The sequence below is a fragment of the Paenibacillus sp. USDA918EY genome, assembly GCF_009870825.1.
GTDB classification, from domain to species: Bacteria; Bacillota; Bacilli; order Paenibacillales; family Paenibacillaceae; genus Paenibacillus_AQ; species Paenibacillus_AQ albilobatus.
Map to the genome: position 1 here is coordinate 349,273 of NZ_WTWY01000003.1, position 16,336 is coordinate 365,608.

The 16,336-nt window shown below is 54.3% G+C and carries 10 protein-coding genes; 6 read left to right on the forward strand and 4 right to left on the reverse strand.

Annotated elements, in window-relative coordinates; translation table 11 throughout:
- Positions 1-23: 23 nt before the first annotated feature.
- Positions 24-2,267 carry a helix-turn-helix domain-containing protein gene (locus GQY55_RS09365; protein WP_160040498.1) on the reverse strand — a complete coding sequence of 748 codons (2,244 nt, stop codon included), beginning with the start codon at positions 2,265-2,267 and terminating at the stop codon, positions 24-26.
- 162 nt (positions 2,268-2,429) lie between these two features.
- On the opposite strand from GQY55_RS09365, the gene GQY55_RS09370 reads away from it, so the two are divergent.
- The 6 genes from GQY55_RS09370 (at position 2,430) to GQY55_RS31280 (ending at position 9,546) form a co-directional block, all read left to right on the forward strand.
- Positions 2,430-3,425, forward strand: a complete 996-nt coding sequence (locus GQY55_RS09370) for a LacI family DNA-binding transcriptional regulator (protein WP_160040501.1) — start codon at positions 2,430-2,432, stop codon at positions 3,423-3,425.
- A 44-nt stretch (positions 3,426-3,469) separates the two neighbouring features.
- Positions 3,470-4,918: a tagaturonate reductase gene (locus GQY55_RS09375; RefSeq protein WP_328803732.1), complete on the forward strand. Its 1,449-nt coding sequence runs from the start codon at positions 3,470-3,472 to the stop codon at positions 4,916-4,918.
- A 10-nt stretch (positions 4,919-4,928) separates the two neighbouring features.
- Positions 4,929-6,416: a UxaA family hydrolase gene (locus GQY55_RS09380; RefSeq protein ID WP_160040507.1), complete on the forward strand. Its 1,488-nt coding sequence runs from the start codon at positions 4,929-4,931 to the stop codon at positions 6,414-6,416.
- A 224-nt stretch (positions 6,417-6,640) separates the two neighbouring features.
- Positions 6,641-8,050, forward strand: a complete 1,410-nt coding sequence (gene uxaC / locus GQY55_RS09385; protein ID WP_160040510.1) for a glucuronate isomerase — start codon at positions 6,641-6,643, stop codon at positions 8,048-8,050.
- Between the two features lie 13 nt (positions 8,051-8,063).
- On the forward strand, positions 8,064-8,840 hold the full coding sequence (locus GQY55_RS31275; protein ID WP_236575510.1) for an alpha/beta hydrolase: 777 nt from the start codon (positions 8,064-8,066) through the stop codon (positions 8,838-8,840).
- Positions 8,830-9,546 carry a rhamnogalacturonan acetylesterase gene (locus tag GQY55_RS31280; RefSeq protein WP_236575511.1) on the forward strand — a complete coding sequence of 239 codons (717 nt, stop codon included), beginning with the start codon at positions 8,830-8,832 and terminating at the stop codon, positions 9,544-9,546. The genes GQY55_RS31275 and GQY55_RS31280 overlap by 11 nt, the downstream gene beginning before the upstream one ends.
- A gap of 413 nt (positions 9,547-9,959) precedes the next feature.
- Here GQY55_RS31280 and GQY55_RS09395 read toward each other — a convergent pair whose 3' ends face one another.
- From GQY55_RS09395 to GQY55_RS09405, 3 genes are all read right to left on the reverse strand, one after another.
- Positions 9,960-12,368: a penicillin acylase family protein gene (locus tag GQY55_RS09395; RefSeq protein WP_160040513.1), complete on the reverse strand. Its 2,409-nt coding sequence runs from the start codon at positions 12,366-12,368 to the stop codon at positions 9,960-9,962.
- Between the two features lie 233 nt (positions 12,369-12,601).
- Positions 12,602-14,668 (reverse strand): HelD family protein, encoded by a 2,067-nt coding sequence (locus GQY55_RS09400; RefSeq protein ID WP_160040516.1) that lies wholly within the window; start codon positions 14,666-14,668, stop codon positions 12,602-12,604.
- 463 nt (positions 14,669-15,131) lie between these two features.
- On the reverse strand, positions 15,132-16,313 hold the full coding sequence (locus tag GQY55_RS09405) for a NupC/NupG family nucleoside CNT transporter (RefSeq protein WP_160040519.1): 1,182 nt from the start codon (positions 16,311-16,313) through the stop codon (positions 15,132-15,134).
- Between the last annotated feature and the right edge of the window lie 23 nt (positions 16,314-16,336).

A 16,336-nucleotide genomic window follows, 5' to 3' on the forward strand; every position in this document is an offset into this window, starting at 1 on the left:
AGACTTCTTCGCTTACGCCCGAATTATTGCGCCTGCTTCAGCTTGCGGTACGACCCGGGGGTGACATGTTCTTTTTTGCGGAACGAACGGATGAAGTTTTGGGAATTGTGGTACTGCAGCCGCTCGGCGATGTCCTTGATCGTCATGTCCGTCTCCACCAGCCATTTTTTGGCCATTTCGAGCCGGTAATTCATCAAATATTCGCTGAACGTCATGCCGAATTCCTTTTTGAAAATGCTGCTCAGATAGTTCGGGTTGTAATGAAGCCGGTCGGCGATCCACTCGAGGGACAATTCCTGGTCGTATTCGGCCCGGACGATGGCGGCGATTTTTTCGGACAAGGAACGGAACTGCCGGTTCGTTTTTTCCTTCATGCTTTTGACCATCGGCAAAATGACTTCCTGCACCAAAATGCGTTCGATTTCTTCCGGATTCCGAATGTCGAGCAGGCGGTGGTACAGCGCGTGATTGTCCTGCGTCATCAGCACCTCGACGCCCAGCAGCTGCTCCAGCTGGATCAGGTTGTTCACGAATCGCACGAGCGCCACTTCGAAGTTCATCGATTGTTTGTTTTTTTTCATCATTTCCGCCAGCAGCGGATACAGGTAACGGGGAACCTGCTCTTCGTCGCCCAGCCGGATCGCGTCGAACAATTGGGATTCCAGCTCCGACGGATAATGAAGCAGCGCCGGTCCCGACACAAGCATGGCCATGTCTTCGTAGAAAATGATCGATTCCTTGCCGAGGTTGAGGCGATGATGCAGCGCCTGCTTGCTCATCTCGCACGCTTCCTTGCTTTCCCACAGCCGCCCGTACGTTTGGCTGATGCCGAAGCTGACCGACACCTTCAAATATTCGCGGACCGCTTTCATGATCGTTTTGGCGTAATCCAGCACCTGCTTCCGGATCTCCTGCTCGCCGGTTCCGTTAAACGCCAGAATCGTCGCTTGCGTTTTGTCGTTCAACATGATCGGCAAAAGCCTCGATTCCTTCGGCACGATTTCTTCGACCATTTTGTTGATGGCCAGCAGCAGCAAATCTTTGTCCGCCGCTTCCCGGCCTCCGTAGCTGTCCAGTTGGATCAGCATCGTGACGTAGCGCGGATCTTCGATCGGTTCGTATCCGAAACGAGGCATGATCCGCTCCAGCTCTTCCGGCGTAACCCTGTTGCGGAACAGGTTGAGGATCAGCTGCGTCTCCAGCTGCGGCATTTCGGCTTCGATCAGGTTTTCCAGATTTTCTTTTTCGGTAACGATCCGGTTGATGGAATGCAAAATCCATTCGACTTCGTTTTTGAAGGACGAATGCGGAGGTTTGGGCAGGCTCCGCTGGATTTGCTGCAGCGGCTTGTTGAAATACACGGCGATCATGTATGCGATGATAACGATAAATACGGTAATGACCAGGCCCATCATGATCAGGCCGAACTTGGTCGTCTTCAGCGCCGTGGAAATTTCCTTCTGGTCGAGCAGCGTTACGTAAATCCAGTTGTTGTACGTCGATCGGGCGTATATCGCTTTGACGGGTCCGGTGCTCGCGTTCGGTACCGTAACGATCCCGGTGCGGTGCTCCGTGCCGACGGATTCCACGATGTCCGCAAGCTGCTCCTTCGTCAGCCGCTTGTCTTCGGGACCTGTCTCATACATCAGCTCGCCCTGCTTGTTCAGAATGATGATCGGCGTGTTCTCTTCGGTTTTCAGCGTATTGTCCAAGGTGGCGAGCGAAATGTCGGACAAAGCGATCGCCTGCTTTTTGGTCGAAAAGGCGGGCAGCGTATTGACGAAGCGGATGCCGTTATCCGTCTTCATCCAAAAGAGTCCCCGGTCCTTGCCGTTAATGTAAGCGTCGTAGAGCGCCTTGCGGTCCTTCTCCGTTAAAGAGGTCAGTTTGCCGTTGGAAATTTTCCAATTCTGCACCAGGCTGATCAGCGAATATTCGGTGCCGTCCAGCCCCATCGTGGCAATATAGTTCAGCTGCGTGTTGACGTTCCGGTACGCCTCGAAATCCTTTTCCGTGATCGGGTTTTTGACGACGGATTCGAATGAGCTGGTCGTGCTGTATGTATTAAAGGCGTATTCGATCGTTTGGATTTTTTGCTCCAAGGAATTTTTCGTTTGGGAGATGAAGCTTTGCTTGCTGCTCGAGACCCTGTCCACGACCGAATGCGTCGTATTTACGTATATATAGGCTCCGAAGCTGACGACAAGCCCGACGCCAAGCACCAGAATCGGTATGAAGGTTTTGTAAAACATGCGGCCTTTTTTCATCGAAATGCTCCTTTACCTGCGTCTTTAGTTCCAATTATAGCGTTTACATCATGATATTGACAAACGATTTTTCACGTGTGCAATTTCTTGGATTTCCCTTGACTTCCCAATTTGTAGAACTTAAACTGAAAGCGTGAACAATAGAAATGACATGAGGTTCCAATGATAACGATAAAAGATATTGCGCGTGTCGCGGGCGTTTCCCACACCACCGTTTCCAGGGCGCTGAACGGAAGTTCCCTCATTAAAAAGGAAACCCGCGACAAAATCGAAAAAATCGCCGCCGAAATGAACTACATACCCAACTACAGCGCCAAAAGCCTCGTGATGAAAAAGTCGTACACGATCGGATTGTTTTTTTCGAGCATCGAACAGGGAACATCCGCCAGCTTTCTCGTCGACGCCATGAAAGGCATCCACCATGTCCTGGACGAGAACTACAATCTGACCGTGCACGGCATCGACGGCATCAAACATTTTGACGCCATTTTGCCGCAGCGCTTCGACGGCATCCTCGTCATGAGCCAAAGCGATGCGGACAACGCCTTCATTTATCACGTCAAAAAAATGGGCATCCCGCTTGTCGTGCTGAACCGGCAGCTGGAGGACCCCAGCATTATGAACGTCGTTGCGGGCGACCGCGAAGGCGTCAAGGAAGCGATCGATTACGCCGCGGCGCAGGGGCACCGGAAATTTGCGATCATCGAGGGAAAAGCGGGCTTCAAATCCGCGGCGGAACGCAAACAGGGATTCATCGACAGCCTGATTGCCAACCGGCTGCCATTAGTCCCCGAGTATTTCGCGTCGGGCGACTACGGCATCGAAAGCGGGTATGAGGCGATGGCTTTGCTGCTCTCCCTTCCGGATCCCCCTTCCATCGTTTTTTGCGCCAACGACGACATGGCGATCGGGGCGATGAACGCTTGTTACGCCAACGGAATTCCGGTTCCGGAGCGAATGTCGCTCATCGGCTTCGACAACATCGTCTTCTCCCGCTACACGAACCCGGCGCTGACGACGATCCACCGGCCCGTTGCCGAAATCAGCAAGCTCGGCACGACGAAACTGATCGAACTGATGGATCATCCCGGCGCCGAACCCGAGCGGATTTTCGTCAAAACGTCGCTGGTGGTGCGTCAAAGCGTGGCTTCTGTATAACATCTTCATCAGAAGCCATTCTTTTTTAACCAAAATGTTAACGTGTGCATAAACAAAACATCATGAACCAGGAGATGATTTTCATGGCGGAACAGCTTTCCAGAAGGCTTTTTCCGGATCTGCCGGCATATCCCGAACGCGTCATTCAGTTTGGCGCAGGCAATTTCATGCGCGCTTTTGTCGACTGGCAGCTGCAGCAGATGAACCGCCAGGGCCTTTTTCAAGGCAGCGCAATCGTCGTGCAGCCGACCCGAAACGGGCAAGCCGAAGCAATCAACAAGCAGGACGGGCTTTTTACCGTGCTGCAAAACGGCATTTACCAAGGGCAAACCGTCGATTCCCGGGAGATCGTCGCTAGCGTCAGCCGCGTCGTCAATCCGTATACGCAATTTGAAGATTTCCTCGCTTTGGCCGAAAACGACGCCTTGGAATTCATCACCTCGAATACGACCGAAGCCGGAATCGCCTATGACGCCGCGGACCGGGCCGGGGACGCGCCGCCCCTCAGCTTTCCGGGGAAATTGGCGGCCTTGCTGTTTAGGCGTTATACGCTTGGCAAAACAGGATTCGTCATCATCCCTTGCGAGCTTGTCGACCGCAACGGCGAGCAGCTGAAGCGGATCGTGCAGCGGTATGCGCGGGAGTGGCGGCTCGGCGACGGTTTCATGAAGTGGCTGGAAGAGGAAAATACCTTTTGCTGCAGCCTGGTGGACCGCATCGTTCCCGGGTATCCGCGCAGCAAAGCGGAAGAACTCGGGAATGAGCTCGGCTACAAGGACGAACTTATGGTTACCTCCGAACCTTATCTGCTGTGGGTCATCGAAGGCCCGGATTGGTTAGTCAATAAGCTGCCGCTTGACCGAGCGGGGCTGAACGTCGTCTTTACCGGCGACATGACGCCTTACCGCGAGCGCAAGGTCCATCTGCTGAACGGTCCGCATACGGCGATGGTGCCGCTGGGGCGGCTTGCCGGACTGGAAACGGTTGAAGAAGTCATGCGGGACGAATGTTTTTCCCGGTTCGTGCGGGAGCTGATGGAACGCGAAATCTCCCCCATGCTCGACCTGCCGCTTCCCGAAGTGTTAGCCTACGGCGAAGATATCCGGGAGCGGTTCCGCAATCCGTTTATCCGGCATGAACTGGCGTCCATATCGCTCAACAGCATCGCCAAGTTCAAAACGCGCCTGCTGCCGATCCTGAGCAAGTACCGGCATAAGAACGGAACGCTTCCTCCGCTTTTGACGCTTTCTTTTGCCGCACTCTTGCTGAGTTACCGGGACGACCGCATACCGCGCCAGGACCTGCCGGAGGTCGCGGCCGCTTTTGACGAGGCGTGGAGCCGGCCTGAAGCCTTTGCCGAAAACATCTTGAAGAACAAAAGCTTATGGGGAGAAGATTTGACGCGCATCCCGGACCTCGTTCCGGCCATAACGGAGCTTATCCGCGAATTGGAGCGTGCCGGCAGCCGTGCAGCGTTACAACAACTGGTATAGGAGGATCCCTATGAAACAATGGCTAAAATTGAACCCGCGGGACACGGTTGCCGTCGCCCTCCGCCCGATTGCCGCCGGCGAACCGATCATCGGCTTGGACCGGCCGCTGACCGCCTTTTCGGACATTCCCCAAGGCCATAAAATCGCCCTGGACCGTTTCGAACCGGGAGCGATGATTACGAAATACGGTTATCCGATCGGCCATGCCACCGCTGCCATCGAACCCGGCGAATGGGTCCATACCCATAACATCGCGACGAATCTGACCGCCGAGGAGGAATACGAATACGTGCCGGATCTGAACCCGGTCACCTTTCCGCAGCGCGGGCTGACCTTTCAGGGATATCGCCGCAAAAACGGCAGCGTCGGCATCCGTAACGATCTGTTTATCGTTCCGACGGTCGGCTGCGTAAACGGCATCGCCGAGCAGATGCTGCAGGAGTTCAAGGCGATGCATCCCGATTTGGGTCCGTTCGACAACGTCACCATCCTCAAGCATCCCTACGGCTGCTCCCAGCTTGGCGACGACCACCGGCAAACCCGCAGCATTTTGCTGGACGCGGTCAAACATCCGAACGCCGGAGGCGTCCTCGTGTTCGGACTGGGATGCGAAAACAACATCGTGGCCGAATTCCGCAGCCTGCTCGGCGATTATGACGGGGAACGCGTCAAATTTCTGGTGGCGCAGGAGGTCGGCGACGAGGTCGAAGCCGGGCTTGAGCTGCTGGAAGAGCTGTACGAGGCCGCAAAAACGGACCGCCGCGTGCCGGTGCCGATCGGCGAATTGAACGTAGGCTTGAAATGCGGGGGCTCCGACGGCTTTTCGGGCATTACGGCCAACCCGCTGCTCGGAGCTTTTTCCGATTTTCTGATCTCCCAAGGCGGATCGACGGTATTGACCGAGGTGCCCGAAATGTTCGGCGCCGAAAAAATGCTGATGGCCCGTGCGCAAAACGAAGAGGTTTATCGATCCATCGTCGAACTCATCCAAAATTTCAAACAGTATTTTTTGTCGTACGGAGAACCCGTATACGAAAACCCTTCCCCCGGCAACAAAGCGGGAGGCATCAGCACGCTCGAGGATAAATCGCTGGGCTGCACGCAAAAGGCCGGGACGGCGCCCGTCGCCGACGTGCTGCAATACGGCGAAAAGCTCAGGAAGAAAGGCTTGAGCCTGCTGCAGGCGCCGGGCAACGACCTTGTCGCCTCCTCGGCACTGGCGGCTTCGGACTGCCATCTCGTGCTGTTTACGACCGGGCGCGGCACGCCGTTCGGCAGCTTTGTGCCGACCGTGAAAATCGCCACCAACAACGAGCTGTTCGCCAAAAAAGGCCATTGGATGGACTTTAACGCCGGGCCGCTGCTGAACGTCCCGATGGCCGACATATTGGAGGAATTTATCGCATATGTCATTGATGTCGCCAGCGGCCGCAAAACCCGAAACGAGCAAAACGACGTGCGCGAGCTGGCTATTTTCAAAACCGGCGTCACGCTATAAGACACCCCGTAAAGTGAAGTTAATGCTTCGAAGCTTATTCCGATTACTTTACGGGGACCCCGGAAAAACAAAGACACCCCACAAAGTGAAGCCGATGCTTCGAAGCTTATTCCGATTACTTTGCGGGGACCCCGGAAAAACAAAGACACCCCACAAAGTGAAGCCGATGCTTCGGGGGGAATTCCGATGTTTCCATCACATCTACATAAAGGAGATGCGCTATCATGTTTTTAAACGATAACTTTTTGCTGACGACCGAAACCGCACGCACGCTGTTCCATCAACATGCCAAATCGATGCCGATCATCGATTACCACTGCCACCTCGACCCGAAGGAAATTTACGAAAACAAGCCGTTCCGCAACCTGACCGAAGCCTGGCTTTCCGGCGACCACTACAAATGGCGGCTGATGCGCGCCAACGGCATTCCCGAATCGCATATTACGGGGGATGCCCCGGATTACGACAAGTTTATGGCCTGGGCCGTCACCGTGCCCAAAACGGTGGGCAACCCGCTGTACAGCTGGACCCATCTGGAGCTTCGCCGCTTTTTCGGCATCGATGAGCTGCTGAACGAAGAATCGGCGCCGCGGATTTGGGAGGAAGTGAACCGTCAGCTGGCTACCCCGGCGTTTAAGCGCCGCAGCATCATCAAAAATTCGAACGTCAAAATCGTATGTACGACAGACGACCCGGCCGATTCCCTGGAATATCACCAACTGCTGAAAAAAGAGGAACAGGACTTCCAGGTGCTGCCTGCATTCCGACCGGATAAGGCGCTGAACATCGACGCGCCCGGCTTTATCGACTGGCTTCAGCGTTTGGAGCAGGCGGCGGGCGTGCAGGTTCGGTCTTATGGTGCGCTTGTGGAAGCGCTGAAGCAGCGCGTGGACTTTTTCCATGAGCAAGGCTGCCGCCTTTCCGACCATGCGCTTGACGTGCTGCGCTACGAAGCCGGCGACGCTGCGGCCGTGGAAAGCATTTTCGCCAAGCGGCTGGCCGGATCGGAGCTTAGCCAAGCCGAAATAACCGTGTACCGGACCGAGCTCCTGTCGGCATTGATCGGCATGTATCATGAAAAAAATTGGACGATGCAGCTGCATATTCACGCGTATCGCAACAACAACACACTCATGTTCAAGCGTCTCGGGCCGGACACCGGATACGACGGCTTAAACGATCTGCCGCTCACCGAATCGCTGTCCCGCCTTCTCGACCGGGCCGAAAGCGCACAGGGGCTGCCGAAAACGATCCTGTATTCGCTCAATCCGAACGATTATCCGTCCCTGCTCGCGCTGATGGGCTGCTACCAAAAAGATACGCCGGGCAAAATGCAGCTCGGCTCCGGTTGGTGGTACAACGATACGCGCAGCGGCATGCGCCATCAGCTGACGATGTTTGCCGACAACAGCCTGCTTTCCCGTTTCGTCGGCATGCTGACGGATTCCCGCAGCTTCCTGTCGTATACGCGCCACGAATATTTCCGCCGGGTATTGTGCGAGCTGATCGGCGAGTGGACGGAGCGCGGCGAGGCGCCGGACGACATGGCGCTGCTTGGGCAGATGGTCGAAGATATCGCCTATCATAATGCCGCGGCGTATTTCGGATTCCCGGCCGCAGTGGCCGCCGAATAAGGAGGATTCAGCCATGCTGCACATTCGCCATCATCTCGAAGGAGCAGCGGAGACCCAAACGTCTCCGGGCTCCTCTCTTTGGCTCTATCCGGTTGAAGAAGCATCCGGCCTTGAGCTTCCGTTTATGCTCGTCCTCCCTGGCGGCGGCTACCAGCATCTGGCCCAGCACGAAGGCGAAACGATCGCGAAGTGGTTCAACGCTCTTGGCATGCATGCCGGTGTGCTTCACTATCAGCTGGAGCCGATTAATCCGGCTTCATTAATACGGGACGTCGCTGAGGCGATCGACTGGGCCCGGAACACGGCCAAACCATTTCGTGTAACCCCGGATAAAATCGGCATGATCGGTTTTTCCGCAGGAGGACATTTGGCTTCGATCACGGCTACGACCGCTTCGTCCAAACCGGATCTTCTGATCCTGTCGTACCCGGTCATCACGTTCGAGGAGCCGTACACGCATCAGGGAAGCCGCCAGCGGTTTTTGGGAGCCGATCCTGCCCCCGAAACGGTTCAAAGAAACTCCTCCGACACCCGGGTAACCGCCGATACGCCGCCAACCTTCCTATGGACGACGGCGAATGACGCGGCCGTGCCGGTGGAGAACAGCCTGCGTTTTGCCGCGGCTTTGTCCAAAGCCGGCGTTCCTTTTGAACTGCATGTGTTCGAGGACGGACGCCACGGTCTCGGGCTGGCGGAGGATCATCCCCATTGCCGCCAGTGGGTCGAATGCTGCCAAAAGTGGCTGCAGCGGCATCATTTTGTTAAGGGAGATGAGCCGAATGGCGCCTAAACTGTTTATCGCCGGCGATTCAACGGCGGCGGCCAAGGATCCCTCCCAAAAGCCGATGGCCGGCTGGGGGGAATACCTTGGCCGTTTCTTGAAGCCGCCGCTCGTGATCGACAACCGCGCCGTCAACGGCCGCAGCACCAAATCTTTTCTTGACGAAGGCCGCTGGGCGGCCATCGAGCAGGATCTTCGGGCGGGCGATGCCGTGCTGATCCAGTTCGGCCATAACGACGAAAAAAAGGAAGACCCTTTACGCTATACCGATCCCGATACGGAATACCGCAGCAATTTGCGACATTTCATCGAATCTACCCGGGACCGGGGAGCGACGCCGGTTTTGCTTACCTCCGTCAGCCGTCGGCGTTTTACCGCCGATGGCCTTCCCGATCCGCTCGCGGTCGGTCCCTATCCGGCTGCGATGAGGGAAGTTGCGGCGGCAACCGGGACGCCGCTGCTTGACATTTTTGCCGCGTCCCAGCTTTTATACCGCGATTTGGGACCGGAAGCATCCACAACTTTGTTTTTGCACCTGCCCGCCAATCAGCATCCCAACTACCCCGAAGGAGTCGCGGACGATACCCATTTTTCGGAGGAAGGGGCGCGTCAAATCGCGAAACTCGTGGCTGACGCGATTGCGTGTTCCGACTCGCTCTCGAGCTTTCATCGGTATTGCGTAGGTTTGGATCGAGTCGGCGATTTAGAGGTATAACGTGAAAGTGTTCACATAATAGAAGTAAGATATTTACACATATGGTAACGGAAAAGAGGGTTTCTCCGTAGGTAAATCGGCCTAAAGGAACCCTCTTTCTTTATGATATAAGAAACTATAAATTTCGGAGCCTCCCTTCTTTATAACTCAAGAAAAATATCTGCTAACCTCGTTCTGCCTACTTTCAATGTACGTCGATGGACATTTCTTATGTTTCAACAAAAAAAGGATCGAATGCTTCGAATTATTTCCGGGGAAATTGTCGTTTCGCCATTGTTTCTTGTCGGAAGCGTTGAAGATGATATGGAATCGTTGCAAACTACGATGATTCGGTTTTCTTTTTTCGTATCCCCGCTTTTATTAAGACGCCCAAAAAGCAGCCCTTCCGGGCTGCTTACAATGACCTATATAGTTCACTCCGGAATGAGTTTCAGCTCGTTTCCGGCTTGGCGGTAAACCGCCGGATCGATGCTGGTGACGTGATAATTCCCGGTGGTCCAATCGCCTATCTGATTATGGTACCACTTGCTTAGCAGATGCCCCGATTGTCCCGGTCCGACCACGTTAACCGACTGCATCGGGTCGGAAAGGTCGATGACCGTCCGCCAGGCAGCGCCATGATCCACTTCCCCGGTTGCGGAATTCCAGCCGGCCGCCCCGACGGTAACGCGGCCCCCGCCCATGGCAACGGGTTTTGCGTTAAAAATGAGATTCAGCGGCTTTACCGCTCCAAGGGGATGGGCAAAATCGACTTGATGGAACTTGCCCCACCGCCACTTCGCCGGATTTTTGCCCTGAAGGGAGACCGCCTGATCCACTGCCAGCTGGAACGCCTGCAGCGCCGTCTTGCCGATGCCTCCTTTTTCGTCGATCCACGGTTCCTGTTCGCCGTGCAGCGTTTTTCGCAGCATTTCATCCTTGACGGTGGATTTGTTGTTAAAAAGCTTCATCAGGTCGTCGCCGATCTCGGGCTTGAATACCACGTCGTCGAATTTCTGGATCCACAGCTCGTAAATGAGGGGCGCGGCTTGATCCGGGTCGTTCACTTTGTTCCAAGACTCCAGCAGCGCCAACGCTTCCTTGTCCATCGGACGCAAATCGGCGGCGTTTTTCACAACCCCGGTCAGTCCGTCCAGAAACTCTTCCGCTTGAAGATTGTGGCGGTCGAACTGCAGCTTCTGCAAATCCTCCACGGTCAGCTTATCTTTGGCGGCCAGCACCTGCTGGATGCGCTTTTCCCGGTAAGGCTGAGCCCACGTATCGGTAATATGGTGGGGATAACCGTTGCCGATGACTTTATTGTTTGCCGTCGCAATAAACCCTTCCGAGGGATTTACCGTTGTCGGAAGTTCATCCCATGGAATATACCCTTCCCATTCGTATTCGTCCGTCCACCCCGGCACCGGAACGGAACCGTCTCCGTTTTTGCGGATCGGAATCCGCCCGTTGGCCCGGTACGCGATCGTCCCGTCTTCAGACGCAAACACGAAATTTTGCGCAGGCGCGTCGAAGTGCTCCAACGCTTTTTTGAATTCGTCCCAAGTCGCCGCTTTGGCGAACATCTGAATGGCTTCGAGCTCCGTCGTCGCCTCCAGCGCAGTCCAGCGCATCGCCAGCGCCGTGTCCTGCTGCTGATCTTCGGCGAACTCGGAAATGACCGGTCCGTGCCGGGTGACGACGACCTCATAAGGCACCGCCGCTTCGCCTTTGACTTTAATTTCTTCCTGATATATTTTGGCGTCTTCCCATTTTCCTTGGTATTCGAATTGCTGCGGGTTGTCAGGGTTTCGCTTTTCGATGTACAGGTCCTGCACATCCGGACCCAAATTGGTCACACCCCATGCGATATGCTCGTTATGTCCGAGAATGATCCCCGGCACGCCCGCAAAAATGACCCCGCTCACATTAAGAGCCGGCGCTTTGAGGTGAGTTTCATACCAAATCGCAGGCGTTGCCAGGCCCAAATGCGGGTCATTGGCCAGCATCGGTTTGCCGGATGCCGACTTGTCGCCGGATACGACCCAATTGTTGCTGCCGTTAAACGGATCGGGCGTAACCGCCGCCGCAGCGAGTGCCGTCAAATCCACCGGATGATCCTTTAATGCCTGGATAATGGTCGCCCCGTCTTTCGGGTACGTCGGCATCAACGACTCGAATTTTGCGGGAGAGAGCTGCTGCGCCATCGCGTACCGGAACGCCTGCCCTTCCCAACTGCCTGCAAGATCATAGGCCATATATTTTCCGATCGTCAAGGAATCGACAGGCTGCCATTCCGCGGGTTCATAACCCAAAATCGTAAATTCGACCGGCAGCGAATGGGATTGTTTCGCTTGTTTTATGTATTGGTTCACGCCATCCGCGTACCATTCCAGAACTTTTTTCGATTCTTCCGAATAGGCATCGAGCGAAACCTCCGCCGCACGCCACAGCCCGAAGGTCCGGAAAAATTTATCCCGGTCCAGCGCTTTCTCCCCGATGACTTCGCTTAACTGTCCGGAAGCCTGCCTTCGGCTCAAGTCCATCTGAAACATGCGATCCTGCGCGGTCACAAACCCTTGGGCGACGTAAAGATCATGTTCGTTGTCCGCCTCGATATGCGGCACGCCCGATTCGTCCCTCCATACGGTCACCGGCTTTTCCAATCCGGAAATTTGGAGTTCACCTTTGATGACGGGCAAACTTTTGTTCATGAGCCAATAGGCGTATCCCCCTGCGCAGGCAATCAAAAGCACGATCGCGAGAGCGACGATTCCGACCGCGCGCGGCCAGCGTTTTTTGCGCCGTTTCACGCTCGGAACGGTCACTGCGGCCAAAAGCTTCATGCAGGACTCCCCCCAGACATTATTTGGTTATATTTGGATTCCAATCCATTATAGGTCGTGAAGCGCTTTCATTCAAGACGGTCTTCCATGCTTTTCATTCCGAACCTGCCGTCATTTTTCGAACGCTGAACCCTGTACTTTATCGGCTCCGTAATGATGCTTTTCCGTGGATGTAAAAACCGCATGCCCGCCGGTGATTCCGGGGACATGCGGCATCTTTCTGTTTTATGCCGTTATTCGCCTGCTTGCTCCAAAAAAGGAGCGATCTCCCCCGTGTACGTCAGGCGCAGCCGGTGCATCGCCCTCGTGCAGGCCACGTACAGCAGACTCCGGTCCATTTCCGATCGATAGTTTTCACGGTCCGCGAACGGGACGATGACCTGGTCGAACTCGAGTCCCTTGGCCATATGGGCAAAAGTCACCGTGATGCCTTCATGAAAAGCGGCGCTGCTGAAGTCCAGCAAATGCACGTCCGTTTGCAGGTCTGCGATCGCCTGAGCGATCTGTTCCGCCTGCGCTTTGGTTTTGCACACGATCCCGAGGGAATGAAGCTTCGAATTCAAAAATTGCCGGCATAATTCGCGGATCCCGCCGATTTCTTCCTCCATGTTTTCATACCTTAACACCTCCGGCCGTTCCCCATGCCGCTCGATGGGAAGCAGCCGGCGATTCGGCTTGATCCGCAGCGCAAAATTCGTGATTTCCAGCGTGGAGCGGTAGCTTTTTAACAGTTCCATCGTTTCCGCCCGGGGAAACACCGCTTTGATGTCGGCAAGCGATGTCGACGAATACGGGTTCACCGATTGGGTGGCGTCGCCGAGAATCGTCTTTTTGCACGGAAAACGTTGGGCCAGCACGGCGTACTGTACAGGGGTGTAATCCTGCATTTCATCCACCAAGAGATGCTTTACGAGCTGCACCGGTTCCGCCCCCTCCACCAGCAGCTTCAAATAAATGAGCGGAAAAACATCCGCAAACTCGATCCATTTTTTCCCAAGCGGCTTGTACATCTCCGGTCTGCCGATATGATTGTAAAATTCCTTGTACAGGTTTAGCAGGTTGGGGATTTTGAACATTTTTTTGACGGCCGCTTTGATTCGTCTGACCGCATCCGGTGCCAGTCGCTCCCCGTCCTCGGTCCGGCTTTGCCCGCCGATGATTGCCGCCGCTTTGGCCAGCCGCTGCTGAAGAGGCATTCCCGTCGCGGCTTGGTAGCTGTCCAAAACAGCTTCTTTGGGGATAACCGTTCGCTCCAAAACAATATCCTCCGCCTCGAAAAAATGCGTCTCCGCATGTTTTAAATACGTTTCCAGCTCTCCAATCAAATCCAACCGCGCTTTGAACCGGATCCGCTCGGCAAATGCCTCGTCCCGCTCCTCCAGCAAAGCCGCCGACTGTTCATAAAACGTCTGAAATCGGCAGAGGTTCCCAAGCTCCTGTGCAGCGAATTCCTCCATGCTCGCTTCGAGAATCATTTCTTCCCCGAGTTCGGGCAGCACGTTCGAAATATAATCGGAAAACGCCTTATTGGGCGAAATGATCAGCACATTGCTGGACGTCAGCGTATCTTTAAACCGGTACAAAAGATAGGCGACAGAGTGCAAGGCGACCGACGTTTTGCCGGAGCCCGCCACCCCTTGAATAATCATCTCGCCTGCCGTTTCGTTGCGGATGATCCGGTTTTGCTCCTGCTGGATCGTTGCCACGATGTTTTTCATTTTTTCGTCCGAGCTGCCGCTGAGCTCTTTTTGCAGCACGTCGTCGTTAATGTTCATCGAGCTTTCGATCATGTAGTCCATGACGCCGTCTTTGATTTTATACTGTCTTTTCGCCGTCATTTCGCCTTTCACTTTGCCCATCGGGGCTTCATAGTGGGCTTTGCCGACTTGAAAATCATAAAACAGGCTCGCAATCGGCGAACGCCAGTCGTAAATCAGGTTGCGCTGGCTTTCCTCTTCGCTGAACGCGTGCACGCCGATGTAACAGGCGTCGGCTTCCGGCCGATCCCAAGCCTTGAAGTCCACCCGGCCGAAATAAGGCGAGCTGACCAGCTTGCCGATCCGCTGCCGCTTGGCGGCGGCTTTTTCCCCCGCATCGATCGATAACGAGATGTCCACCCGGTTTGCCGCGCGTTCCGCCGGGTCCAGCTGGGCCATATTCACCCAGAGATATTTTTTGGCTTCGATGATGTCCCGGTACGAATCCGACACTTTGTCCTCCATGGCCTGCAGCGCGGTTCGCAGCTTTTTGACAATGTCCTGCAAATGTTCCCGTTCCGCCGCTTCGCTTTCGTATAACATCGGTATCGCCTCTCCTCATCTTAAGAATGAATTTAAGTATAGGGAAAAACGAAAAAAAATATAGACTTATTCTTTCCGCTGTAGTATTATATTTTTATCGTGGGTCCAAAAATAGGCGTACGAAATATGTCGAATATTACATATAAAACCAGACTGCTTTTGCCGGCAGATCTGGTTTTTTTGCTTGCTTAGGCGGCTTTCCCCCCTATACACACAAAACCCCGGCAGCGACGAGGAGCTTTGCTGCCAGGGTTTTGAAATGCTTGCTTCTATATATATTTAGTTCAAAAAAGTGAAGTGAGTTAGCGGAGGGAAGCGGAATGGCTTCGAAGCATAGCTGTCTCCGGATTTTACCATTTGAAAATAGATTCAAAAAAATCTGGAGACAACAGCGATCGGGAGAAACCGTAACCATAGCGGTTGAACCAAATTTTTATTGAAACTAAATCATATCGGGCCCACCTTAAAACACGATACTAATAATCGTCGCCGACAAAAAGCTCACCAACGCCGCCCCATACAACAGCTTCAGGCCGAAGCCGGCCACCACATTGCCCTGCTTTTCGTTCAGGCCTTTTACGGCGCCGACGATCGTGCCGATCGAGCCGAAGTTCGCAAAGGAAATCAGGAAGACGGACACGATCGCTTTGGTGCGTTCGCTGAAATCCCCTTGGATTTTCACGAAATCGAGCATCGCCACAAACTCGTTGGCCACGATTTTCGTCGCCATAATGCTTCCGGCCTTGATTGCTTCATGCCACGGCACGCCCATAAGAAACGCAAACGGAGCGAGCGCGTAGCCGAGAATGTTTTGGAACGAAATGCCGAACACGCCGCTGAAAATGCCGTTGATCATGGAGATCAGGGCGACGAAGCCGACCAGCATCACGCCGACGATGACGACCACCTTAAAGCCGTCCATAATGTATTCGCCAAGCATCTCGAAAAACGTTTGTTTCCTTTCTTCCTGCACTTCGAGAATATCCTCTTCAGGCTCCACCTTGTAAGGGTTTACAATCGAGGAAATGATGAACCCGCCGAACAGGTTCAAGACAAGCGCAGCCACGACGTATTCCGGCTTGAGCATCGTCATGTACGAGCCGACGATCGACATCGACACGGTCGACATGGCGGACGCGCACAGCGTATACAGCCGCTGCCGCGGCAGCAGGCCGATTTGCTTTTTAAAGGAAATGAACACTTCGTTTTGTCCGAGAATGGCCGAAGCGACCGCGTTATACGATTCCAGCTTGCCCATTCCATTGATCTTGCTGAGCGCAAGCCCGATATACTTAATAATAAACGGCAGTATTTTATAATGCTGCAAAATCCCGATAAGCACCGACATAAACACGATCGGCATCAGCACGTGGAAGAAAAACGAATGGATGCCTTCGTTGACGATCCCGCCAAAAACAAAATCGGTGCCCTCATTGGCGAAGTTCAAAATTTTCGCAAAGCCGTCGGCAAAACCTCTGACCAGAAACTCCCCGATGCTTGTCTTCAGCAAAATAAGCCCCAGCACGATCTGCAGCGCAATCATGATGATGATCGGCCGGAATTTGATGTTCTTTTTATCCGAGCTGACGAGCCAGGCAAGCGCAAGGACGACGACAAGTCCAATCAGAGCGATCACATATTTCATGATGTCTCCCCCATTTTACGTGA